Below are 23,642 nucleotides of genomic sequence, written 5' to 3' on the forward strand. Positions count from 1 at the left end.
CTTTCTCTATCTGTTTCGTACGCTTTGCTGCATGGTCCTGCATCTATACGGCTGCACGGCAGTGGGTCGGCTGTCCACCGGGATCGCCGATAATCTCGTGATCCGCCGCGATGAGCCTCCCCCGCAGGTAAGTGCTGACGGGCCAGCCTGTGATGCTCCGTCCGTCGAACGCTGTCAATGGCTGCTTGCTGTGGAGGTCTTTGTTTCGGATGGGGCGCGTTTTCTGCATGTCGACCAATATGAGATCAGCGTCGAAGCCGATCTCGAGCTTGCCCTTGCGCTCGATGCCGTAGATTTCCGCCGGTCTTTGAGAGAGCACGCGTGCGACAAAGGGCAGGGTGATCTTCCCACGGCTGACGGCGTCGAGCATCAACGGCAGCATGGTTTCCACGCCGCACATGCCGGAGGGCATCTTGAAGAGGCTGCCGCGTTTTTCCTCGATGCGGTGCGGTGCATGATCGGAGGCAACGAAGTCGAGCGTGCCATCCAAGAGTCCTGCCCAAAGAGCCGCCTGATCGTCCTTGCTCTTGATGAGGGGATAGACCTTCATCATGGGGCCGACGGCGGGAAAGTCTTCTGCGGATAGGAAGAGGTAGTGCGGCGCCGTTTCCGCTGTGACGGAGACGCCTTCAGCCTTTGCGCGGCGGACGAGTTCGACGCCGCGTCGCGATGTCATATGCAGGATGTGCAGATGCGCGCCCGTATCCCGCGCCATGGAAATGGCTGTCGCGACGGTCAGCTCTTCCGCGAGTGATGGGCGTGTGGAAAGGAATGCCGCATAGTCGTCGTCTGCCGTCTTACTGGTATCGAGCTCTTCCGTCAAGCGACGGATCAGTGCGGAATTTTCCGCATGGATGGCAAGGATCTGTCGATTGGCTGCGATTTGGCGGAAAATCGCGTAGACCTCCCCGTCGTCGAGAGGCGGAATCACATTTTCCTGCCCCCTCGTATAATTGTAGATGAGCGCGTGCGTCTTGGCGTCAATCGCGTATCCCCAGAAGAACTTGATTGCTGCAGCGCCGGCCTCTTTCATGGAGAGCAGCTTGTCGAGGTTAAGATCGCCGAGAGAGAGTCCCCAGATGCCATAGTCTACATAAGCTTTATCGTGAAAATAGGCGATTTTCTTTCGCACATCGACGCCGTCCAGCACGGCGGGGTTTGTGTTCGGCATATCGAGGACCGTCGTCACGCCGCCGACTGCCGCCGCGCATGTGCCGTGGGCGAAGTCTTCCTTTTCCGTCGCACCGGGATCACGAAAATGGCAGTGCGTATCGATGCCGCCAGGCAGCACGTAGAGTTCCGAGGCGTCGTGCGTTTCCTGCGCATTTGCATCACTTTCGCCCAGGGCGGCGATGCGCCCGTCTTTCACATAGATGTTTTGCTTTTTGATCTCCTGTCGGACGGGGTCGACGACCCAGCCGCCCTTGATGGCAAGATCGAACATCTGCCGCACCTCCTATTCCATGACTTTTCCCTTCGTCTCGGGAACCATCAGATGCATGACGATGAATGCGATCGGATAGATGAGGAATACGAGGCTCATAGCACCCAGAAGCCCTGTGCTTGCGGCGAGCCAGCCGATCAAGGCTGGTCCGAAGCCAGCGAGCCCACGACCCGTGCCGAAGATGAAATTCTCTGCCGTCGAACGCGCTTCTGAGCGATAGTTCTCCGCGAGAATCGCGCCGTAGCCGCCCATCATGCCGTTGACCGTGAGGCCGAGCAGGAAGCTGCCCCAGAGCAGGGCCTCCTGGCTCGTGAAGAAAAAGAAGTAGAGGATGCAGTAAATCGTGCCGCCGATGTACCAGATGCTGAACGTCTTCTTGCGGCCGAGCTTGTCGGCGAGGATGCCGAACAAGGTGATGCCGACGAGCATGCCGGCAATCGAGATCGCCATCCAGCCGCTTGCCTTGGCGAGTGTGTAGCCGTACTGCTGAGCCAAGATGGCAGGCATCCAACTGAAGACCGCGTAGTAGCCGAAATTCTGCACGAGACACATGACCATGAGGCCGATCGTCGTGATCGTCGTGCGGCGATCCTCGAACAGTGCTTTGACTGGGGTTCCGTTGATGCGGTCGTACTCTTCCTGCTCCTCATGGGACGCCGTGCCGCTCTCCACCTTTTCCCGCAGCGCCTTTTGATGCGCTTGCCGCTCCAAGAACATTTTCGGCTCGCGAAGCGTCATGCGCGCATATATGGCGATTGCGGCCGGAATCAGTCCGATGAGGAACACGCCGCGCCAGCCGATGTAGGGAACTGCGACGGCGACGATCAACGATGCTGCGAGTACGCCGAACTGCCAGCCGAGTGCCACCCAGCTTGTTGCGCGTGCACGCATCGCGGGCGCCCACGTTTCCGTGACGATGGCCATGCCGATACCGAATTCGCCGCCGATGCCGAGACCGACGAGAGCGCGAAGCACGAGCAGCACATAGTAGTCATTGCACCAGTAGATGCCTGCCGTTGCGAATGAATATAGGAAGATCGTTCCTGCGAGTACCTTGATGCGGCCGATCCGATCAGCCAGGATACCGAAGATGTAGGAACCGGCCCAGATGCCGAGCGTTGTTGCCAATGTCAAGTTGCCGGCCTGTCCAGGCGTCAGGCCGAAATCGCTGATGATGAAGACCAGTACGAACGATAGGAAAAACATGTCCATGCCGTCGGCAGCATACCCCAAGGTCGCTGCGATCAAACTCTTCGTATGGTGTCCCTCTTCTCCCTCCAAGTAGACCGGCACATTCTTTTCGTCTGCCATTGAGATCTCCTCCTTTGCATATCGCGTTGATTGAAGGGTGCCTTTGTGCAGGATGGGCAGCAATTCAGCGCTAAAAAAGAAAAACTGCTTCATCAAGCGCTTCACCTGCACCTAAGAAGACAGTGCTTCAATATATTTCCATGTTATCAGTGTATTCAAATAATATAGAGATGTCAAGAGTGAATGAGAAAATTTAAGAAAGAGTGCGTATGAGCCGAAATCGGCTCATACGCACTCTTTCTTGTATACCGCTGTCTGCGGCGGTCAGACTAAACCCTGTGCGACCATCGTATCTGCGACGTGGAGGAATGCCGTAATGTTGGCGCCGGCGATGAGGTTGCCCTTCATGCCGTACTTCTCCGCGTTCTTCTTGGAGTTCTGATAGATGTTCTTCATGATGCCCTTGAGGCGATTGTCGACTTCCTCGAACGTCCAGTGCAGGCGCTCGGAATTCTGGCTCATCTCAAGCGCGGAGACGGCGACGCCGCCAGCGTTTGCCGCCTTCGCAGGGGCGAAGAGAACGCCCTTTTCCAAGAGGTATTCCGTCGCGTCGAGCGTCGTCGGCATGTTCGCGCCTTCTCCGACGGCCATGACGCCGTTCGCCACGAGAGCCTTGACGCCTTCGATGTCAAGCTCGCTCTGCGTCGCGCACGGCAAGGCGATGTCGCACTTGACCGTCCAGACGCCACGGCATCCCTCGTGGTACTCGGCGTTCGGGCGCTTTTCGACGTACTCCTTGATGCGGCCGCGGCGCACTTCCTTGATTTCCTTGACGAGTGCGAGGTCGATGCCCTCGGGGTCATAGACGTAGCCGTTCGAGTCGGAGCAGGTCACGGGCTTTGCACCGAATTCGATGGCCTTCTCGATCGCATACGTCGCGACGTTGCCCGAGCCGGAGACGACGACGGTCTTGCCCTTAAGGCTCTTGCCGTTGTCTTCGAGCATCTCCTTCATGAAGTAGAGGAGTCCGTAGCCCGTGGCTTCCGTGCGTGCGAGGCTGCCGCCGTAGCCGAGACCCTTGCCCGTGAGGACAGCAGAATCAAAGGAGTTGACGATGCGCTTGTACTGGCCGTAGAGGTAGCCGATCTCACGGCCGCCGACGCCAATGTCGCCTGCCGGCGTATCGACCATCGAGCCGATGTGGCGATAGAGCTCCGTCATGAAGCTCTGGCAGAAGCGCATGACCTCGTTGTCGCTCTTGCCCTTCGGGTCGAAGTCCGAGCCGCCCTTGGCGCCGCCGATGGGAAGCCCCGTCAAAGAGTTCTTGAACGTCTGCTCGAAAGCGAGGAACTTCAAAATGGAGAGCGTCACGCTCGGATGGAAACGCAGGCCGCCCTTGTAGGTGCCGACGGCGCTGTTCGCCTGCACGCGGTAGCCGCGGTTGACCTGAATCTCGCCCTTGTCGTTCTCCCAAGGCACGCGGAACATGACGACGCGCTCGGGCTCGACCATACGCTCAAGGATCTTGTGCTTCTTGTACTCGGGATGCTGTTCCAAGACAGGCACGATCGAGGTCAGGACTTCCTTGACCACGTTGTGATATTCCTTCTCCTGCGGATCCTTCTTCGCGACATAAGCGAGGATGTCCTCTACATACTGCTGCATTTCCGTCATGCGTGATTACCCCTTTGCTTTGAAACTTCATAAGAAAAAACTATCGTGCGGCTAAGCACTCATATATAATAGCGCAAATGGCAGAAAAAGTATACAGTTTTGCTAAGGTATTATGTATACATAGTTACAGGTGAGGAATGGATTTTCGTATGCGACAGGACATCCGCCTGCTGTTGGCGCTATGAAGAGGAGAAGAACTTCTTCCTTGACAGCATATACCCCCATGTGTATAATAAAAATACCAATAGGGGTATATGCAAAGGAGGAGCTCTATGGACGCGTTGGAGAAAATGTTAGAATGGGGTGGAATGAGAAAGGATGGAGCGTTTCTCGCATTGTCGGCAGCCGCCTTGCTGCTGAGCTTTGCGGGGATCGAGCCTTTCGGCTTCGATCTGGCGTGGGGCGCCGTCCTCTTCTCGGGCGCACCGATCGTCTGCGGTGCATTTCTCGCACTCGTGTGTGAGCGTGACATTCGCGCCGATCTTCTCGTATCGCTGGCGCTCCTCGCTTCGCTCGCCATCGGCGAGATTTTTGCGGCGGGCGAGATCGCCTTCATCATGCAGCTTGGCGCTTTTCTCGAAGAGTATACGGTCGGGCGCGCTCGCTCGGGCATCGAGCGGCTCGTCTCACTTGCACCGCAGATGGCGTGGCGCATCGAAGGCGGCAAGCCGGTGGAGATACGTGCGGACGAGGTGGCGGTTGGCGACCGTCTGCGCGTCCTCGCGGGCGAGAAGATTCCGGCGGATGGACGTGTTTTGGCAGGGCATACGGCGGTCGATGAAGCCGTTCTGACGGGTGAATCGATGCCCGTCGACAAGAATCCCGGCGATGAGGTCAGGAGCGGCACGCTGAACCAGTTCGGAACGTTTGAAATGGTTGCCGAGAAGGTCGGCGAGGAGATGGCCCTCGCTCGTCTCATTCGTCTTGTGCAGGAGGCGGACGCGGGCAAAGCGAAGATCGTGCGCCTCGCCGATCGCTGGGCGACGTGGATCGTCGTCCTTGCGCTCGCGACATCGGCAATATCGTGGCTCGTCACGGGCGATGTGCTGCGTGCTGTGACGGTGCTCGTCGTGTTCTGCCCGTGCGCCCTCGTGCTCGCGACGCCGACGGCGGTCATGGCGGCGATCGGCAACGCGGCGCGCCGCGGGTTCCTAGTCAAGGAGGGGGACGCCTTGGAACGCCTCGCGTGCGTCACGACCGTCGCTTTCGACAAGACGGGGACGCTGACGAAGGGGCGTCCGCAGGTGACGGCTGTCGTGCCGCTCGTCGAGGGTTGGAGCGAGAGGCGCGCGCTCGCGCTTGCCGCCGCTCTTGAAAGCCACTCGGAGCATCCCTTGGGCAAGGCGATTGTCGCCTATTGTGAGGGGAATAAGAAAGCGTTGTGTACCGAGGCTGAAACGTTTTGTATGGAGGACGGGATTGCCTCTGACCTACATGACATCGACATTCTGCCCGGTGAGGGCATCGCGGTGCGCGAGGGCGAGACTGTCCGCTTCGCTGCGGGCAATGCGCGCCTGTTCAAGCGTCTTGGTATAAAGCTCACGGCACATGCGGCGCAAGCGTCGGAGCGGCAGCTCGACGAGGGCAGGGCGATCGTCTATCTCATTGAAGGAGATTCTGTCGTCGCGCTTATTGCACTCGCCGATACGCTGCGTGCGGGTGCGAAAACCATGGTGCGCCGCCTGAGAAAGGCAGGGATTCGCCCGGCTCTTCTCACGGGCGACAATGCGCGCGCGGCGGCAATGGTCGCGCAAAGCCTTGACATCGAGGAGATACACGCGCACTGCCTGCCCGAGGACAAGCTTGAAATCATCGAGAAGTTTGCAGCCGCAGGCAGTCGGACGGCTATGATCGGTGACGGCATCAACGACGCGCCCGTATTGAAGAGCGCTTTCGTCGGCATCGCCATGGCAAAGACGAGCGACGGCATCGCAGCGGACGCGGCGGATATCGTCATCACGCAGGCGAGCGTCGAGGGACTGCCCCATCTCGTCGCGCTCTCGCGCCGCATGATGAAGACGATTCGCTGGAATCTCAGCTTTTCCCTCGCACTGAACTTCCTTGCCATCGTGCTCGCCGTCACGGGAGAGATCGGTCCCGTCCTCGGCGCGCTCATCCACAACACTGGCTCGATTCTCGTCATCATCAGCTCGGCGATCCTCCTGTGCTGGAATTCTGCAGAGGGGAAGGAAGAAGTGCGCCGCCCTCTGCCGCCCGCGAAGGGGGAAACGGACAAAAAGGGCTTGGCAAAGCGCTCGTTCTTCGTTACAATGAAGGAAAACTGCATGGCGGCAGATGCGCGCGTGCTGGAGGAAAGCCGCCAAAAGGAGCGGGTTTTCGGTGCGTCCTTCTGGTCATTCCTCGCAAAACATTCCTGGGGGTAAGAATATGGCGTTTTCCTTTACAAAATGGCAGGGCTGCGGCAACGATTTCGTCCTTGTGAACGGCTTTCGGGAGCAACTCCCGGATGACCTTGCGGCGCTCTCGCGAAGGGTCTGTGACCGGCACTATGGCATCGGCGCGGACGGGTTGATCCTCGTGCTGCCGTCGGAGCAGGCGGACTTTCGCATGCGCATTTTCAATGCGGACGGCACGGAGGCGGAGATGTGCGGCAACGGCATCCGCTGCTTCGCGGGCGTTGTCCATACGGAAGGGCTGAGCGGCGAGGTGGAATTCACAGTCGAGACGGGCGCTGGCATCCTCGTGCCGCGCTTGCAGCTTGCGGACAACAGGCTCACGGGCGTGCGCGTCGATATGGGCGAGCCGATTCTTGAAGGCGAGCGCATTCCTGTCCTGGGCTTTGGCGCATCGCGCGTCATTGAGCAGCCGATCGAGGCGGCGGGCGAGACGTTTTCCATGACCTGCGTTTCCATGGGCAACCCGCACTGCGTGATTTTCGTCGAGAATGCACAAGCCGTGCCGATGGAAAAGTTCGGGCCTCTCCTTGAGCGGCACGAGAAGTTCCCAAAGAAGACGAATGTGGAGTTTGCGGAAATCAAGGACGCTTCCCACATCCGCATGCGCGTCTGGGAACGCGGCGCTGCCGTGACGCTCGCGTGCGGCACAGGTTCATGCGCGACACTTGTCGCCGCCGCGCTCACGGGACGCACGAAAAGAGAAGCTGAGGTGCAGCTCGACGGCGGCAGGCTGCAGATTGAGTGGGCGGCGAACAATCATGTCTACATGACGGGGCCTGCCGAGAAGGTCTTTGCCGGAAGGTATGAATGAATATGGGAAAAAGGGCGGAGTATCCATCGAGCTGATGGATACTCCGCCCTTTTCTGACGTTGATATATCTCAGAGCCAAGCGTATTTCAAGATGAAGAGCACGGTCAGGAAGTACATGAGCCATGTCACGTTGCGGAACTTGCCAGAGGCGACGTGCAGCAGTGTGTAGGAAATGATGCCGAATGCAATGCCCTCGGCGATGGAATAGGCGAACGGCATGACGGCGATGCAGATGAAAGAGGGGATCGCCTCGGTGATGTCCGACCAAGGAATCTTCGCGACCTGCTGCATCATGAGGAAGCCGACGATGACGAGCGCCGGCGCCGTCGCGAAGCCCGGAACGGCGAGGAAGAGCGGCGAGAAGAAGAGCGCGACGAGGAAGAAGATCGCCGTCGTCACGGCCGTCAGTCCCGTGCGCCCGCCTTCGACGATGCCCGCCGAGGACTCGACGTAGGTCGAGATCGTCGATGTGCCCAGACATGCGCCGAGCGCCGTGCCGCAGGCGTCGGCGAGGAGCGCTCCCTTGACGCGCGGCAGACGCCCTTTCTCGTCGAGCATGTCGGCGCGCGAGGCGCAGCCGATCAGCGTGCCGAGCGTATCGAAGAGGTCGACGAAGAGGAAGGCGAAGATGACGACGATGAAATCAAGCGAGAGGATCGCATGGAAGTCGAATTGCAGGAAGGTCGGCGCGAGCGACACGGGAGGCGCGATGATGCCCGAAGGCATGAGGCTGAAGTAGCCGCGTGCAGGATCGGGGATGTAGACGCCGAGAAGCTCCAAGATGATGCCCAGCCCCCAGGTGGCGAAGATGCCGATGAGGATGTGCCCCTTGATGTTCTTTATGACGAGCACGGCGGTCAGGAGGATGCCGAAGAGTGCGAGGAGGACAGTGATTCCCTCGGAGTGGAACGTCCCTTCTGCCATCGCCTTGGGAAACGAGAAGAGTGCGACGAGCTTCGGCCCTGCGACGACGACATGTGCGTTCTGAAGGCCGATGAATGTGATGAAGAAGCCGATGCCGACGGTGACGGCACTCTTCAAGGTCAGAGGAATCGCATTGAAGAGCGCTTCGCGCACATTCGTCATGGAGAGTGCAATGAAGATCAGACCTTCGATGAGAACCGCCGTCAATGCGAGCTGCCACGAGTATCCCATCTGCCCGACGACCGTGTAGGCGAAGAAGGCGTTGAGACCCATCGCGGAAGATAGCGCGAACGGTAGATTGGCGAACGACGCCATGAGGACGCACGAGATGCCCGAAGCGAGCGCCGTCGCCGTGAATACGGCTCCCGCATCCATGCCCGCAGCGCTCAAGATCAGCGGGTTCACGGCGAGGATGTACGCCATCGTCATGAACGTCGTAAGCCCCGCTAAGAGCTCCGTCTGCACCGTTGTGCGGTTTTCCTTCAAGTGAAACATGTTTTCCAGCATTTTTTCCATCGAATTGTCTCCTTTTCCTTGGGAAGATTTGATGAATGATACTTTTATTCTAGCGGAAACAGCAGGAGATAGCAAGGCGTAACACAGGGACTTTCTTCGTGAGAATGAATCTGGCAGGAGGCTCTGCTGACCTCTTGAGAAGCATCTGCATCTGGAAAAATCCTGCATTCGTGCTAAAATAGAAGGTATATTGTGATGTTCCAATAGGGAAAGGAGTCTTCACGATGGCATACGAACTGCAAATGAAGCGCATATACGAAGAGCCTGCGCCGACGGACGGCAGACGCATCCTTGTCGATCGTCTGTGGCCGCGCGGCATGAAGAAGGAACGTGCCGCCTTGAGCGAATGGGCGAAGGAAGTCACGCCGTCGTCCGAACTGCGCAAGCTCTACCACAGTGGCGAGATGAACTTTGATCTCTTCGGAAAGGCATATCTCGAAGAGTTGAAAAAAAGCCCCGACGCCGCCGCCTTCGCCGCGAAGTGCCGGGATTGGCTGCAGGAATCTCCCGTGACGCTCGTCTACGCCAACAAGAACGCCGTGGAAAATCACGTCCTCGTACTGCGCCAATGGCTGCTTGATGCGATGGGGCAGGAATGAAAAGAAGAGAAAAACCGCCCGCTGCAGGAAATTTTGTTTCTGCAGCGGGCGGTTTTTTAGGGCAACTCTGAATTTATCAGTGATCCCTAGCTTTCCAAGGGAACGATGGAAAGTTTCTTGCCCAAGGGGGCGAGGAGCTTCATGACGGTCGAGATGTTCGGACTCGTCGTGCCGCGCTCCAAGCGTGCGATGACAGGCTGGCTGACGCCGCTCATCTCTTCGAGCTGCTTCTGCGTGACGCCCCGCTCATTCCTCGCCTTGATGAGTTCGCCGATCAAGGCGACGCGCAGATTGCTCTCGGCGATTTCTTCGGGGGTAAAGTGGGATTTTTCCCATTCTTCCCAAGTGCCTGCAATAGCAGAGTTCATCATGATAAATCGCTCCTTTCGTTGAGGTCTTTCAGTTCACGTTGAGCTTTTTCTATTTCACTGCGAGGAGTCTTTTGTGTCTTTTTCATAAAGTGATGGAGCAATATGAAGCCGTTTTTATACCACGTCGCGAAAAGTATACGGTCACGCAAGGGGCGCAGTTCCCATATACTTCCTTCCAAGTGTTTCATATATGGTTCGCCTGCTGACATACCATACTGTTGTAAAATGTTCATGTAGTCTTGAATCTTCTTCAGCTTGATACGGCTGTCCTTGTCGTTCCGTGCAAAGAGTGCGTTCAGGTATTCTTCAACGGGGCAGGTTCCGTGCCTGTCGCGGTAAAAATATAGTGGATACATAGGTGTGCCTCCTTCCTCTATTATGCCTTAAAAGTTATTTCGTGGCAAGAGGGAAAACAGGATTTTTCTCGAAGCAGCAAGCTAGGCACAAGAAAACCCGCCGCCGAATCTAACGGCAGGCGGGTTTTCGCGCATCGAAACCCTGAGGGTTTTGCATACAGTCAGCAGCGGTTAACGTCGTCCAATTGCGCTTCGCCGCTGGCTCGCGTTCTTGGGACGTTTTCGCATACGAGCCGTTACCCAATCAGCTACGCCCGGTGGGCTTGCTTCTTGGACGGCTCAGCAGCGGTCAACGTCATCCAATCGCGCTTCGCCGCTGGCTCGCGTTCTTGGGACGTTTTCGCATACGAGCCGTTGCCCAATCGCCTGCGTCCTTCGGACTTGGCTCTTGGACGGTTCAGCAGCCGATCTTCACGACGTGCGATACATGGAAGCCGTTTTCTTCGAGCTTCTTTTTCACGGCTTCGCTGTCCGTCGTGTCGAAGCGCACGACGATTTCGTAGCTGCCGTCTTCCTGCTGGCAGGTGACGAGGCTGTCGATGTTGCAGCCGCAGTCGGCGATGATACCGCCGAGGTCGCGCACGACGCCGACTTTGTCGCCGACGTCGGCGATGGTGAAGCGCGTCTTGCCGTGCGTCAGCCCCATGACGTCGACGAAGGTCTTGAAGATGTCGGTTTCCGTGATGACGCCGACGACGGCGCCTACGCTCGATACGACGGGCAGGCCGCCGATCTTGTGGTTGTACATGATGAGCGCGGCTTCCTCGATCGTCGCGTCGTCCTTGACGGAGATGACGTCCTTCTGCATGATTTCACCGATGCACATTTTCGCCAAGAGCGAGGTGATTTCGTAGCGCGAGAGCGTCGTCGCGGGTGACGGCGAGACGCGCATGATGTCGCGGTCGCTCAAGAAGCCGACGAGCTTGCCGTCTTCATCGACGACGGGCAGGCGGCGGAAGCGGTGCTTCTTCATCAAATCCTTCGCGGCCGAGACCTTCGTGTCCGGCGTGACGGTGAAGGGATTTTTTGCCATGCGGTTTGCTACAAACATTGTCAGCATCCTTTCTTTAGGAAGCGCGGATAACAGATTTTCCTCTATTTCAGCCGCCCAAATAGGCTTTTCGCACATCTTCGCTTGCTGCGAGTTCCTTTGCCGCGCCTTGGAGTGTGATCCTGCCCGTTTCCATGACGTAGGCGCGGTGTGCGATGGAGAGCGCCATGTTGGCGTTCTGCTCGACGAGGAGGACGGTCGTGCCCTCGCGGTTGATGTCCTCGATGATGGAAAATATTTCCTTGATGAGGAGCGGCGCAAGGCCCATCGACGGCTCGTCCAAGAGGAGGAGCTTCGGGCGGCTCATGAGGGCGCGTCCCATCGCGAGCATTTGCTGCTCGCCGCCTGAGAGCGTGCCCGCCTGCTGCTTGCGGCGTTCTTTAAGGCGCGGGAAGCGGTTGTAGACGATCTCGAAGTCTTTTTCTACCCCCGCCTTGTCCTTGCGCGTGAAAGCGCCCATCTCCAAGTTTTCCTGCACGCTCATCTCAGCGAAGATGCGCCGCCCTTCAGGCACCTGTGAGATGCCATGCTTGACGATCTCGTGCGCAGGCATGCCCGCGATGTTTTCTCCGAGGAAGGAGATGCCGCCGCTCTTGGGCGCGAGCAGTCCCGACACCGTGCGCAGCGTCGTGGACTTTCCCGCGCCGTTCGCGCCGATGAGCGTGACGATCTCGCCCTTATGGACTTCGAGGCTCACGCCCTTCAGCGCGTGGATCGCGCCGTAGTAGACGTGGATGTTGTCGATTTTCAGCATGATTTCTGCCATCTTTACGCCTCCCCGCCGAGATAGGCCCGAATGACTTCGGGATTTTCCTTGATTTCTTTCGGTGTGCCTTCAGCGATGATTTCGCCGTATTCGAGGACGTAGATGCGCTCGCAGATTCCCATGACGAGGCTCATGTCGTGCTCGATGAGGAGGATCGTCAAGCCGAATTCCTTCTTGATCCAGCGGATCATTTCCATGAGCTCCTGCGTCTCCTGCGGATTCATGCCGGCCGCCGGCTCGTCCAAGAGGAGGAGCTTGGGCTTCGCGGCGAGAGCGCGCGCGATCTCAAGACGCCGCTGTGCGCCGTAGGGCAGGTTTTTCGCGAGTTCGTGCGCCTGCTTTTCGAGGCGGAAGATGGCGAGAAGCTTCTTCGCCTTCTCTTCTATTTCGCGCTCTTCTTTGAAATACCTGCCAAGGCGAAGCACGGCTTCGGCGACCGTGTATTTCGTGCGCGTGTGGTAGGCGATCTTGACGTTTTCAAGGACGCTTAGCTCGGAGAAGAGGCGGATATTCTGGAAGGTGCGTGCGATGCCGCGTGCCGTAATCTCGCTGGGCTTCTTGCCGACGATGCTCTTGCCGTTGAAGGTAAGCTCGCCCTCGGTCGGACGGTAGACGCCCGTGATCATGTTGAACGCCGTCGTCTTGCCCGCACCGTTCGGCCCGATGAGGCCGATGAGTTCGCCCTTTTCGATGACCATGTTGAAGTTTGACACGGCGCGTAGGCCGCCGAAGACCTGCGCGAGACCGTCCGCTTTCAGTAATTCAGCCATTCGCCTGACCTCCTTTGCCAAAGATGCGCTTCAACGGGCCGAACGCCGTGAGTTCCACATAGCCGAAGATTCCCTTGGGGCGGTAGAGCATGAAGAGGATCAGGGCGACGGCGAAGATGATCATGCGGAATTCGGGCCAGCTTGCGAGCGCCGCCTGCAGGATCGTGACGAAGAACGCGCCGACGACAGAGCCGGTCAGAGAGCCCATGCCGCCGAGGACGACCATGATGAGGAAGAAAAACGACTGCATGAACGTGAACGACGTCGGATTCAGGTATGTCAGCGTATGCGCGAAGAGCCCGCCGCCGAGCCCTGCAAATCCTGCGCCGATGGCGAACGCCATGACCTTGTAGCGCGTCGTCGGAATGCCCATGGCCTCGGCGGCGATCTCGTCCTCGCGGATCGCGATGCAGGCGCGGCCGTGCGTGGAGTTCACGAAGTTCTTGATGAAGAACAGGGTGAAGAACACGGCGAAGAAGACCCAGGCGAAGTTCGTGTCGCGTGCGATGCCCTTGAAGCCCGCCGCCCCGCCGACGTAGTCGATGTTGATGAGCACGACGCGGATGATTTCGCCGAGGCCCAAGGTCGCAATGGCGAGGTAGTCGCCGCGAAGGCGCAGCGTCGGCAGACCGATGAGCACGCCGAGGAAAGCTGCAGCGATGGCACCGGCGAGGAGTGCGAGAGGAAACGGCACATGAAAGTTCGTCGTCAGGATGGCGGCGGTATAGGCGCCGACGGCCATGAATCCTGCATGGCCGAGCGAGAACTGTCCCGTATAGCCGTTGATGAGGTTGAGGCTCGCCGTCAGGATGATGTTGATGCCGAGGAACAGGAGGTTCAGCTGCCAGAAGGAGCCAATGACGCGCCCTGTGATCAGTCCCTGAAGAACGGCAAAGAGGATGAGCCCGAAGAGGAAAAAGATGAGATCCTGCTTGCGTAAATTCATGCCGCACCTACACTTTCTCGCGGGTGTTCTTGCCGAAAAGCCCCGCAGGTTTGAAGAGGAGGACGAGGATCAAGATGGCGAAGGCCGCTGCATCGCGGAACGTCGAGGAAACGAAGCCCGAGACGAACGCCTCGACGATGCCGAGGATGAGTCCGCCTGCGACGGCGCCCGGCAGGATGCCGATGCCGCCGAGCACGGCGGCGACGAACGCCTTGATGCCGGGCATGATGCCCATGAGGGGGTCAATCGAGTTGTAGTAGACGCCGACGAGCACGCCCGCGACAGCCGCGAGCGATGAGCCGATCCAGAACGTGAAGGAGATCACGCGGTCGGCATTGATGCCCATGAGCTGCGCCGTTTCGGTATCATAGGACGCGGCGCGCATCGCCTTGCCGATCTTCGTGTACTGCACGATGTAGGTCAGGACGACCATGAGGAAGCATGTGATGCCGAGGATCAGCATCTGCTGTCCGTTGATGACGAGAGAGCCGACGCTGAAGGCCACGTCCTGAAAGAGCGGCGGGAAGGTGCGCGGCGTCGGCGAGACGAAGTACATCATCGCGTACTCCAAGAAGAGCGAGACGCCGATCGCCGAGATCAGTGCTGAGATGCGCGGCGCATGGCGCAGCGGCTTGTACGCAAGCTTCTCAATGACGATGCCCAAGAGTCCCGTGATAACCATCGCGAGGATGAGCGCGGGTACGATGGGAAGCCCGAGGTTTGTCACGGCGAAAAAGCCGAGATATGCGCCGACCATGTAGATGTCGCCGTGCGCGAAGTTGATGAGCTTGATGATACCATAGACCATGGTATAGCCGAGCGCGATCAAGGCGTAGATGCTGCCGAGCGACACGCCGTTGATGAGCTGCTGGGCGATTTGCTCCGAAAGCTCCATGATTTCTCCTTTCTTTTGTGAAACGAATTTTTCATCAAAGTATAGAAAAGGCCGCATCTCTGCGGCCTTTTCCCTTGCCTGGAAGCGGAATCAGTTCCCCTCCGGCGCAATCTTCGCCTTGAGTTCCTTTTCGCCGTTCTTCATCTCAAGGATGACCGCCGTCTTGATCGGGTTGTGGTTCTTATCCATAGAGATGGTTCCCGTACCGACCTTGAGATCCTTCGTCGCCTCAAGCGCCTCGCGAATCTTTTCCGTATCGCTGCTGCCCGCACGCTTCAGCGCATCGACGAGCATCTTGCCCGCATCGTAGCCGAGAGCTGCGAAGACGTTCGGTGCATGGTTGTACTTCTTCTTGTACGCTTCGATGAAGCCCTGCACCTCGGCGTCCTTCTCCGAGTAATGCGTGCTGAAGAAGGTGTTGTTCAGCGCGTCCGCGCCGGCGATGTCGACGACCTTCGTGTCGTCCCAGCCGTCCGTGCCGAGGATCGCGGAGTTGATGCCCATCTCACGCGCCTGCTTGACGATCTTGCCGACTTCTTCGTAGTAAGCGGGCACGAACATGACGTCAGCATTCGCCGTCTTGAGCTTTGTGAGCGTCGCCTTGAAGTCCTGATCCTTCTGCAGGAAGGCTTCTTCCATGACGACCTTGCCGCCCGCCGCTTCGAACTTCTCCTTGAACACCTTGCCGAGGTTCTTCGAGTAGTCCGAGCTGTTGTCAACGTAGATGACTGCCGTCTTCGCCTTGAGCTCTTTCGCGGCGAAGGTCGCCATTACTTCGCCCTGCTGCGGATCGATGAAGCAGCTGCGGAAGACGTAGGGCTTGACCTTGCCGTTCTCCACTGTCGCCTCGGGACTCGTAGCGCACGGTGCGATGATCGGCACCTTTGCGTCCGTCGCCGTCTGCGTTTCGGCGAGCACGAGACCCGTCGTCGCAGGGCCGACGATGACCTTGACGTCGTCGTCAGAGATGAGCTTCGTTGCCGCATTGATTGACTCCGCCGCTTCCGACTTGTCGTCGACGGAAACAAGCTCGATCTTCTTGCCATTGATGCCGCCGGCCTCATTCGCCTCGTCGATCGCGAGCTGCAGACCCTCAAGCGTGGCGTTGCCGTAGTTCGCGACATTGCCCGTAAGCTCGAAGTTCGCGCCGACCTTGATCGTATCGCCCGACTCCTTCGAGCCGCAGCCTGCAAAGACGCTGCCCAAGAGTGTCGCTCCGAGAACGGCGCAGGCGAGCCGCAGGCTCTTCTTGCTGAAAATCATGAAAATCCCCCTCCAAAGAGTTTAGAAAATGTGCATCGCACGATAACTTTTCCTATTATATGCGATGTTACAGGGTTAGTCAAGAATGGATTCGCGAGGAATGGGCGTTTGTTTTCTTTGAGGAAATTTCTCTGATAGGTTATTTTATATAGGTCACAAAGAGACGTTTCTATAATATAATATATAGATCGAAAGATTTTGAGATTGCCTCTTGACTTTTGGTAGGAACTCTTTTAGTATGAGCAGCGAAGCGATACTTGCAATATTTAGGAAGGAAGTTTACCTAATGGAAACATCGCTGAAAAAAATGGAATCTGAGGCAGAGCATGTGGAGAAGAAGGCTGCCAATCTCGGGAAGAGCGCCGTGCAGGACAAGATGAAGGTCGTCGGAACGATCGGATCCATTCTGTCCGTGTGCATGTACGTCTCTTATATCCCGCAGATCGTCGGCAATCTGTCCGGTCACCCAGGCGATTGGATCCAGCCGTTCGTCGCATTCATCAACTGCACGATCTGGGTGACGTACGGCTTCTTCAAGCAGCAGCGCGATTGGCCGATCATCATCGCCAACGCCCCGGGAATCGTCTTCGGTCTGACCACTGCATTGACTGCACTCTTTTAAGGTTCAGTGCAGAGGGAGGATCTCGTCTATTTGTGAAGGAGAAGTGAGAAATGAAGCTCAGTGCAAGAAATCAGTTCAAGGGCAAGGTTGTATCCATCGAGAAAGGTGCGGTCAATGCCATCGTCGGCATCGAGATCGCGGGCGGAAACGTCGTCACGGCGACCATCAGCATGGGCTCTGTCGAGCGGCTCGGCCTTGTGATCGGCAAGGAAGCCTACGCCGTCATCAAGGCGACTTCCGTCATGGTCGGTGTGGACGACTGAGCGACCCTTGGCGTTCAGGAAATGCACATAATGAAAAAGCCGCTGTCGGGTTTCCTCGACAGCGGCTTTTTCGTGCGATCCGGCGGTGGTCAGACAGCCTTGCGCTCTTTTGGCGTCTCATGCGAGATGCGGCGGATGCGCTCGAAGGGGATGCCCTCGAATGCATAGCGCAAATCCAAATGCCCATCAGCCAACCTGAATGAAACACGCTTAAGCGTGCGACCTTTCGAGTGCCTTTGGATTTTACGGATGTAGCGCTCCGCTTCCTTAGCAGAAAGAGCGCCGCTCTCGATGATGACGGTGACATCGTCAATCGTCATAAAAATCCCTCCAGCGGTGTTGCAACCGTACCGGAAATCCGTTTGGGTAGGACTTCCTCGAAACAAGACAGGAAGAAAGAAACATCATTCTTCCGAATCTCACGCCCATTATACACCATCGAACAAAAATTGCAAGGTTTTTCTGTTTCCCGCTGAAAAGTCCTAAAAATGATGGAAGATAAAGGAATTTGGATGATGGAGGAATACCGAATATCCTTGAATGGAAAAAGAAATTTTCGCACCTAGATAAAATACATGATATTTTCCTTGGACTTTTGTCGGTCAGCTTCTTCGAGGATGGCGCAGAGGTTCACGCCTTGAAGCGATTTTCGTATGGCGGCGTCCAGAGGATCGTAGACGCAGTTCGTCAACGCCTGTTCAAGATCCTCCTGTGCATCTCCTGTCGCAGGACCTGCCTTTTCTGTCAGCGGAAGTTCGATGGCAGCGAGCACGTCCCATGCTGTGATCTCCTGCGCCGCGCGAGCGAGATGGTAGCCGCCCTGCGAGCCTTTGCTTGAATTCACGAGCCGCGCGTGCTTCAGAAGGGAGAAGACCTGCTCTAGGTAGATCTTGGATATGCCGAGGTTTTCGGAGATTGTGAGGATCGTCGTTGGGCTGTTCGTCTGGCTGATTCGCGCGAGAAATGCCATGGCAGCCAGTCCGTAGCGCCCTTTGGCAGAAATTTTCATAAGGGTATACCTCTTTTCATACAGTTTATCTATGTATTTATAATATAAGGGAATCGTGAATTTGTCAATTGCATAGTGATGAAATATGTTTTCTGCCGTGCGATTTCTTAGGGAAGTGCTGCATTTATTCGTGCTTCCTTAATGAAGTGACTCGGGAGATGCAGCGGCGGCGCAAAGTTTCGGGATTGTGACGATGTGGTTGGCGAGCGTGAAGCTTTGCCTGATGTGAATAATTTTTCAAAAAGCCTATTGACACACTAGGAAAAACGATGTAAGATATAACATATCAAACAGATATGAATTACATATATTGAACTTTAGGGAGGAAAACATCATGGCAAAAATATACGAAAGCATTACGGAACTCATTGGCGGCACGCCGCTCCTGCACGCGAAGAATTTCAGCGCGAAGCATGACGTCGAGGCGACGATCCTCGCGAAGCTTGAGTACTTCAACCCTGCGGGCAGCGTCAAGGATCGCATTGCGCAGGCGATGGTCGAGGAGGCGGAGAAAAACGGCGATCTGAAGCCCGGCTCTGTCATCATTGAACCGACGAGCGGCAACACGGGCATCGGTCTCGCGAGCGTCGCGGCGGCGCGCGGCTACCGCGCCATCCTTACGATGCCCGAGACGATGAGCGTCGAGCGGCGCAATCTCTTGAAGGCGTACGGCGCAGAGATCGTGCTGACGGACGGTGCGAAGGGTATGAAGGGCGCGATCGAGAAGGCGGAGGAACTTGCGAAGGAGACGCCGAACGCCTTCATCCCGTCGCAATTTACGAATCCTGCTAACCCCGCCGTGCACAAGAGGACGACGGGGCCTGAAATCTGGGAGGCGACGGAAGGAAAGGTCGACTATTTTCTTGCGGGCGTCGGCACGGGCGGCACGGTGACGGGCGTCGGAGAATACTTGAAGAGCAAGAATCCGAACGTGAAGGTCATCGCCATCGAGCCGGAGAATTCGCCCGTCCTCAGCGAAGGCAAGGCCGGTCCGCACAAGATTCAGGGCATTGGTGCAGGCTTCGTGCCCGAGACGCTCAATACGAGCGTGTACGATGAGGTCATCACGGTGTCGAACGACGATTCCTTCCTCTACGGCAGGGAGTTCGCGCGCACGGAAGGGGCGCTCGTCGGCATCTCGTCGGGCGCTGCTCTCGCCGCCGCCGTCGAGATCGCGCGCCGTCCTGAGGCGAAGGGAAAGACGATCGTAGCTCTCCTGCCCGACACGGGTGACCGCTATCTTTCGACGGATCTTTTCAACGATTGAACGGCGAAGCGCCGGATGTGTGTCGAGATCCTGGCGGGAAAAAAGCCGCCCACTCCGACACGAAAAGCTCGTGAACTGTAAACTTGCAAAGCTGTCGTTTCTATGATAATATAGAAGCGTTTTCAGCAATCTGCCCCCTTGGCGTTCTTGCTCAAGGGGGCGTTTTTGTAAGGCGGCACGGGATTTATCCGTGCCTTCTAAGTGGAGAAGGAGGCGGGTAATGGACACGTTGGGCTTTCTCGGCCCTCTGGGTACGCACAGTGAGGCGGCGGCGCTTCATTTGAACGGGCTCCTCGATGAGCCGCGCGAGCTTCTGCCCTTTCCTGCCATCTTTCAGGCGCTTTCGGCGGTGGAGGAAGGGCAGGTACATGGGGCGCTCGTACCAGTGGAAAATTCGCTCGAAGGTTCGGTGAACATCACACTCGATGCCTTGAGTTCGAGTGATGCCTTCGCCGTGAACTTGGAACTCATCTGGGGCGTGCGCAACGAGTTGATGATGAAGTACCCGAAAACCGAGGTGCGAAGCGTCATCTCTCATGCGCAGCCGCTCTCGCAGTGCCGCGCCTACTTGAAGGAGCACCATGCGGCGGCGAAACTCGTCGCCGTCTCCTCAACGGCAGAGGCAGCTCGCCTCGTCGCTCTGAGCCGTCCCAAGGATGGCTGTGCCGCCATCTGCACGGCGCGTGCGGGCGAACTGTATGGCCTTTATCCCATGGCCGAGGACATACAGGACACGATGGCGAACTGCACGCGCTTCTTCCTCGTTGAGCGTGCGGGGAAGAAGTCGCCGGCGCTTCGTTTTTCGAATGAGCCTGTGCCTGAGAAGCTCTTGGTAATCTGCCAGATTGACGGCAAACGCGCGGGCAGTCTGTGCGAGGTTTTGCAGGAGTTCGCCGTGCGCGGCGTGAACATGCTGCGCATCGAGTCGCGTCCCGCGCGCACGGAGCTTGGAGCTTATATCTTTTTCTTTGAGTTGGAGGCGGATGCCGCCGAGCTTGCCGCTTCGGTGGAAGCGGTGCGCCAAAAGAGCATCTGGCTGCGCACCCTCGGCGCATTTCCCGTGCTGACGGCTGCAAATTTGAAAGGAGCATCTTTATGGTCATCATTATGAATCCGGACGCAACAGCGGAAAACATCAAGGAAGTCATCCATGCAATCAACGGTGTGGGACTTGAAGCGAAGATCATGGAGGGCGCACAGCAGAAGATTGTTGGCGTCATCGGCGACAAGCGCCGCATGGGCTCCTTGGCGATCGACGCGATGGCAGGCGTCGAGCAGAGCGTTGCCATCTCAAAGAGCTACAAGCTCGCGAGCCGCGAGTTCCATCCGATGCCGACGGTCGTCGATGTCGGCGGTGTCAAGATCGGTGCAGGAACGCCCGTCGTCATGGCGGGGCCGTGCGCCGTCGAGTCGCGCGAGCAGCTCATGGAGGCGGCCGAGATCGTCAAGAAGGGCGGCGCCGAGTTCCTGCGCGGCGGCGCTTACAAGCCGCGCACATCGCCGTACTCCTTCCAAGGTCTTGAAGAGGAAGGCTTGAAGCTCCTCGCCGAGGCACGTGAGAAGACGGGACTCAAGGTCGTCACCGAGGTCACGGAGGTCGAGAATGTCGGACTCGTTTCCGAGTATGCCGACGTCCTGCAGATCGGCGCGCGTAACATGCAGAACTTCCGCCTCTTGAAGGAGGTCGGACGCAGTACGAAGCCCGTCATGCTCAAGCGCGGTCTCGCGGCGACGATCGACGAGTGGCTGAACGCCGCCGAGTACATCATGAACGAAGGCAATCCGAACGTAATCTTCTGCGAGCGCGGCATCCGCACCTACGAGACGTACACGCGCAACACGCTTGATCTCAGCGCCGTCGCCGCCATCAAGCACCTGTCGCATCTTCCCATCATCGCCGATCCGAGCCACGGCACGGGCAAGTGGCGCTTCGTGCGCCCGATGGCGTTCGCCTCGATTGCTGCAGGCGCAGACGGACTCATCATGGAGATGCACCCAAATCCGGCGAAGGCCCTTTCCGACGGCCCGCAGTCGCTGACGCCTGAGAGCTACTACGAAGTCATGCGCGGTGTCAAGAAGCTCGCGAAGTTCATGCAGGACGAGAAAATCGAGCCGATGGATATTTAATCCAAAAACATGAGCGCCACACTTAGGAAATTTTGTAAATAACACGATAAAAGAAGAGAAACGTATGAGGAGATGGGATGCGTATTCGTATGCGTCCCATCTTCCTGTATGGAAAGGTTCGGTAAAGATTTTCATAAGCAAAATGAAGGAGAAGGATCATGAAACTGAAACCGAAGATGCTCTTGAGTATCGGCGTACCTTTGATTATCGTGTTTGCCGTCATGGGTGTCATCATCTATCTGTTGGCGAGTGACGGCCTTAAGACGAGCCGCCTCATTGCCATGACCGAGCGCTCCGGTCACAATGCGGCGATTATCGATGGAAATTTGCTGGGGAAAAGCGAAACGATGGAGGCACTCGCCATGAGCTGGGCAGACAATATGCCCGAAGGCGAGGCGCTGCAGGACGTTGTGTCACATCTGGGCAGCAGACCGGGCGTCCAGTCGTTCTATATTGGCAAACCCGATGGCTCCTATGCAGCGAGTCAATCGCTTCCTGCGGGTTACGATCCGCGCACTCGCGACTGGTACAAGAATGCGGCGGCCTCCGACAAGGTGGAGATTTCTCCCGTCTATCGTACGGCTTCGGATCAATCGAACGTCGTGACGCTGAGCCGTGCCGTGCGCAAAAACGGCGAGCTCATCGGCGTCATCGGCATGAATCTCGCGGTCGAGCAGATTACAGAGTTCCTCAAGGACATCAAGGTCGGTGAGACGGGATCGCTCTTTGTCTTGGGACCGAACAGCGAGTATATTTATCACAAGAAGTTCACACTTGACGATCCGCCGCTCAATGAGCTCGACGGCGGCAAGTACAAGGATCTTGCCGCACGCTTCACATCAGATGAAGCGCAGGCTTTTGAAGCGGAATTCCAAGGCGTCAAGAAGTTCTTCCGTTCTGAGCCGATCGGGACGACGGGGTGGCACATTGTCATCGAGATGCCATTCTCTGAAGCATTTGCGGCGGCGACGCGTATGTCGTATGCAATCCTTGGCATCAGCCTCGCGGCGCTTGCGCTTCTCGGCGGCATCACGTATTACTTCCTCACGGGCATGATTTCGCCCATCGAGATATTGTCTGAGTCGATGGGCTTCATCTCCAAGGGGGATCTCACGCACAAGCTTCCCACGAGTGAACGTGTCGACGAGATCGGTGTGCTGCAGAACAGCTCCAACGCGATGCTTGCAACACTGCGCAAGATGGTCGAGGATACAACGAAGGCGGCAGACCAAGTGCTTACATCCTCCGAGACGTTGACGGCAAGTTCGACGCAGACGGCAAATGCGTCGCAGTCTGCGGCGGAAGCCGTCGTTGATATCGCCGAGCGCGCGGCAGAGCAGAACAACATCGTGGAGATGGCGAACGAGGTCGCGCACAATATGGGCGAGCAGACACGGGATATCGCCAAGGTCGTCGATGCCTCGACAAAGGTCGCAGACGAGACGGGAAAGGCGACGAGAGAAGGCCGCGAGGCGCTCCAAAAAGCGGTTGCGGGTGTCGAGAACCTCGCGAAAGGGGCCGTGAAGGTCGGCACCGCCGTGCAGCACCTCTACGACGGCTCGAAGAACATCGCGGAGATCAATGAGGTCATCACGAACATTTCGGGACAGACGAAACTCCTCGCGCTGAATGCCGCCATCGAGGCGGCGCGTGCAGGCGAGCAGGGCAAGGGCTTCGCTGTCGTCGCCGACGAGGTGCGAAAGCTCGCCGAGCAGAGCGAGCAGGCGGCGCAGGAGATCAGCACGGTCATCGGCAAGAATTCTGCGCAGATCGAGAGCACATTCGCGCTGACGAAATCGCAGGAAGACGAGGTCAAGGGCAACGTCGGCCAAGTTCGCGCTGCCGACGAGAAGTTTGCGAGCATTGCAGGTTCTGTTACAGCCTTGACCGAGCAGGTCGAAAAGCTCACGAAGATTACGGGGGCACTCGAAAAGGACTGCAAGAGCACGGTCGACACGGTGGAAAAAGTCAGCAGCATCTCGCACGCTGTGCAGCAGAAGGCGACGGACGTATCCGCCGTCTCCGAGGAGCAAGCAGCGTCTGCCGAGGAGATTGCGGCCGCGAGCCACGCGCTCGAGGATCTCGCTCAGGAACTGAAGCAGGGAGTTTCGAAGTTCCGGCTTTGAAAAAGACGCGGTATGTATGTCCGCATGATTTACAGAGGTCTAGCTTATCGGTCTGCACCTTCGGCTGGATCTCTTGGAGTCAGATATTAGAGTTTTATTACAAAATATTTAAAAATAGAGAAGAAGAGAAGCAGCAAGGTACAAGTTTTGGAAGGATACAGGGAGGAGCACAAA

At 57.4% G+C, this 23,642-nt stretch carries 23 protein-coding genes; 9 read left to right on the forward strand and 14 right to left on the reverse strand.

The genetic code is table 11. The annotated features are described in order from the left end of the window. Nucleotides 1-43: 43 nt before the first annotated feature. The 3 genes from allB to gdhA all read right to left on the reverse strand — a co-directional run bounded on the left by allB (nucleotide 44) and on the right by gdhA (nucleotide 4,369). Nucleotides 44-1,444 carry an allantoinase AllB gene (gene allB / locus RWS31_RS09800; protein WP_314597953.1) on the reverse strand — a complete coding sequence of 467 codons (1,401 nt, stop codon included), beginning with the start codon at nucleotides 1,442-1,444 and terminating at the stop codon, nucleotides 44-46. Between the two features lie 12 nt (nucleotides 1,445-1,456). Beyond that, nucleotides 1,457-2,755 carry an MFS transporter gene (locus RWS31_RS09805; RefSeq protein ID WP_037370668.1) on the reverse strand — a complete coding sequence of 433 codons (1,299 nt, stop codon included), beginning with the start codon at nucleotides 2,753-2,755 and terminating at the stop codon, nucleotides 1,457-1,459. Nucleotides 2,756-3,019: 264 nt separating this feature from the next. Next, nucleotides 3,020-4,369 carry an NADP-specific glutamate dehydrogenase gene (gdhA, locus tag RWS31_RS09810; protein ID WP_314597956.1) on the reverse strand — a complete coding sequence of 450 codons (1,350 nt, stop codon included), beginning with the start codon at nucleotides 4,367-4,369 and terminating at the stop codon, nucleotides 3,020-3,022. 308 nt (nucleotides 4,370-4,677) lie between these two features. Here gdhA and RWS31_RS09815 point away from each other — a divergent pair, with 308 nt between their 5' ends. Further along, on the forward strand, nucleotides 4,678-6,753 hold the full coding sequence (locus RWS31_RS09815) for a cation-translocating P-type ATPase (protein ID WP_314597958.1): 2,076 nt from the start codon (nucleotides 4,678-4,680) through the stop codon (nucleotides 6,751-6,753). 4 nt (nucleotides 6,754-6,757) lie between these two features. Beyond that, the gene (gene dapF / locus RWS31_RS09820; RefSeq protein ID WP_314597960.1) at nucleotides 6,758-7,597 is read left to right on the forward strand and encodes a diaminopimelate epimerase; all 840 of its coding nucleotides are present in this window, start codon (nucleotides 6,758-6,760) and stop codon (nucleotides 7,595-7,597) included. Between the two features lie 69 nt (nucleotides 7,598-7,666). Here dapF and RWS31_RS09825 read toward each other — a convergent pair whose 3' ends face one another. Next, the gene (locus tag RWS31_RS09825) at nucleotides 7,667-9,037 is read right to left on the reverse strand and encodes an NCS2 family permease (RefSeq protein ID WP_314597962.1); all 1,371 of its coding nucleotides are present in this window, start codon (nucleotides 9,035-9,037) and stop codon (nucleotides 7,667-7,669) included. Nucleotides 9,038-9,261: 224 nt separating this feature from the next. Between RWS31_RS09825 and RWS31_RS09830 the strand changes: the two genes are divergently transcribed. Further along, a complete protein-coding gene (locus RWS31_RS09830; protein ID WP_314597964.1) occupies nucleotides 9,262-9,636 on the forward strand; it encodes a DUF488 family protein in 375 nt (124 codons plus the stop codon). A gap of 86 nt (nucleotides 9,637-9,722) precedes the next feature. Here the strand turns inward: RWS31_RS09830 and RWS31_RS09835 are convergent, their stop codons facing one another. The 8 genes from RWS31_RS09835 to RWS31_RS09870 form a co-directional block, all read right to left on the reverse strand. Next, nucleotides 9,723-10,007 carry a helix-turn-helix transcriptional regulator gene (locus tag RWS31_RS09835; protein WP_314597965.1) on the reverse strand — a complete coding sequence of 95 codons (285 nt, stop codon included), beginning with the start codon at nucleotides 10,005-10,007 and terminating at the stop codon, nucleotides 9,723-9,725. After that, nucleotides 10,004-10,363 (reverse strand): type II toxin-antitoxin system RelE/ParE family toxin, encoded by a 360-nt coding sequence (locus RWS31_RS09840; RefSeq protein WP_314597967.1) that lies wholly within the window; start codon nucleotides 10,361-10,363, stop codon nucleotides 10,004-10,006. Before RWS31_RS09840 ends, RWS31_RS09835 begins: the two co-directional genes overlap by 4 nt. Nucleotides 10,364-10,760: 397 nt before the next feature. Continuing rightward, the gene (locus tag RWS31_RS09845; protein WP_314597969.1) at nucleotides 10,761-11,414 is read right to left on the reverse strand and encodes a CBS and ACT domain-containing protein; all 654 of its coding nucleotides are present in this window, start codon (nucleotides 11,412-11,414) and stop codon (nucleotides 10,761-10,763) included. A 49-nt stretch (nucleotides 11,415-11,463) separates the two neighbouring features. Then, the gene (locus RWS31_RS09850; protein WP_009647099.1) at nucleotides 11,464-12,180 is read right to left on the reverse strand and encodes an ABC transporter ATP-binding protein; all 717 of its coding nucleotides are present in this window, start codon (nucleotides 12,178-12,180) and stop codon (nucleotides 11,464-11,466) included. Between the two features lie 2 nt (nucleotides 12,181-12,182). Beyond that, nucleotides 12,183-12,950, reverse strand: coding sequence for an ABC transporter ATP-binding protein (locus RWS31_RS09855; protein WP_314597972.1), 768 nt, complete (start codon nucleotides 12,948-12,950; stop codon nucleotides 12,183-12,185). Beyond that, nucleotides 12,943-13,896 carry a branched-chain amino acid ABC transporter permease gene (locus RWS31_RS09860; RefSeq protein ID WP_314597974.1) on the reverse strand — a complete coding sequence of 318 codons (954 nt, stop codon included), beginning with the start codon at nucleotides 13,894-13,896 and terminating at the stop codon, nucleotides 12,943-12,945. The genes RWS31_RS09855 and RWS31_RS09860 overlap by 8 nt, the downstream gene beginning before the upstream one ends. 7 nt (nucleotides 13,897-13,903) lie before the next feature. Beyond that, nucleotides 13,904-14,791 carry a branched-chain amino acid ABC transporter permease gene (locus tag RWS31_RS09865; RefSeq protein ID WP_314597976.1) on the reverse strand — a complete coding sequence of 296 codons (888 nt, stop codon included), beginning with the start codon at nucleotides 14,789-14,791 and terminating at the stop codon, nucleotides 13,904-13,906. Between the two features lie 90 nt (nucleotides 14,792-14,881). Then, complete coding sequence (locus RWS31_RS09870) at nucleotides 14,882-16,054, reverse strand: ABC transporter substrate-binding protein (RefSeq protein WP_314597978.1); 1,173 nt, start codon at nucleotides 16,052-16,054, stop codon at nucleotides 14,882-14,884. Nucleotides 16,055-16,340: 286 nt separating this feature from the next. Between RWS31_RS09870 and RWS31_RS09875 the strand changes: the two genes are divergently transcribed. After that, the gene (locus tag RWS31_RS09875; protein ID WP_314597980.1) at nucleotides 16,341-16,676 is read left to right on the forward strand and encodes a SemiSWEET family transporter; all 336 of its coding nucleotides are present in this window, start codon (nucleotides 16,341-16,343) and stop codon (nucleotides 16,674-16,676) included. Nucleotides 16,677-16,726: 50 nt separating this feature from the next. Next, on the forward strand, nucleotides 16,727-16,939 hold the full coding sequence (locus RWS31_RS09880; protein ID WP_006193548.1) for a molybdopterin-binding protein: 213 nt from the start codon (nucleotides 16,727-16,729) through the stop codon (nucleotides 16,937-16,939). Nucleotides 16,940-17,028: 89 nt separating this feature from the next. Here RWS31_RS09880 and RWS31_RS09885 read toward each other — a convergent pair whose 3' ends face one another. Together RWS31_RS09885 and RWS31_RS09890 are read right to left on the reverse strand one after the other, a co-directional pair. Next, on the reverse strand, nucleotides 17,029-17,259 hold the full coding sequence (locus tag RWS31_RS09885) for a ferredoxin (RefSeq protein WP_314597983.1): 231 nt from the start codon (nucleotides 17,257-17,259) through the stop codon (nucleotides 17,029-17,031). A gap of 242 nt (nucleotides 17,260-17,501) precedes the next feature. Then, a complete protein-coding gene (locus RWS31_RS09890) occupies nucleotides 17,502-17,948 on the reverse strand; it encodes an Rrf2 family transcriptional regulator (RefSeq protein WP_314597985.1) in 447 nt (148 codons plus the stop codon). 334 nt (nucleotides 17,949-18,282) lie between these two features. Here RWS31_RS09890 and cysK point away from each other — a divergent pair, with 334 nt between their 5' ends. The 4 genes from cysK (at nucleotide 18,283) to RWS31_RS09910 (ending at nucleotide 23,468) form a co-directional block, all read left to right on the forward strand. After that, entirely contained in the window at nucleotides 18,283-19,215 is a 933-nt protein-coding gene (gene cysK / locus RWS31_RS09895) for a cysteine synthase A (RefSeq protein WP_314597987.1), read from the forward strand. 220 nt (nucleotides 19,216-19,435) lie between these two features. Next, entirely contained in the window at nucleotides 19,436-20,326 is an 891-nt protein-coding gene (gene pheA / locus RWS31_RS09900) for a prephenate dehydratase (RefSeq protein ID WP_314597989.1), read from the forward strand. Then, entirely contained in the window at nucleotides 20,311-21,342 is a 1,032-nt protein-coding gene (gene aroF, locus RWS31_RS09905; protein WP_314597991.1) for a 3-deoxy-7-phosphoheptulonate synthase, read from the forward strand. Before pheA ends, aroF begins: the two co-directional genes overlap by 16 nt. A 158-nt stretch (nucleotides 21,343-21,500) precedes the next feature. Further along, a complete protein-coding gene (locus tag RWS31_RS09910) occupies nucleotides 21,501-23,468 on the forward strand; it encodes a methyl-accepting chemotaxis protein (RefSeq protein ID WP_314597992.1) in 1,968 nt (655 codons plus the stop codon). Nucleotides 23,469-23,642 lie beyond the last annotated feature (174 nt).

This window comes from uncultured Selenomonas sp., assembly GCF_963528755.1.
Classification (GTDB): Bacteria; Bacillota; Negativicutes; order Selenomonadales; family Selenomonadaceae; genus Selenomonas.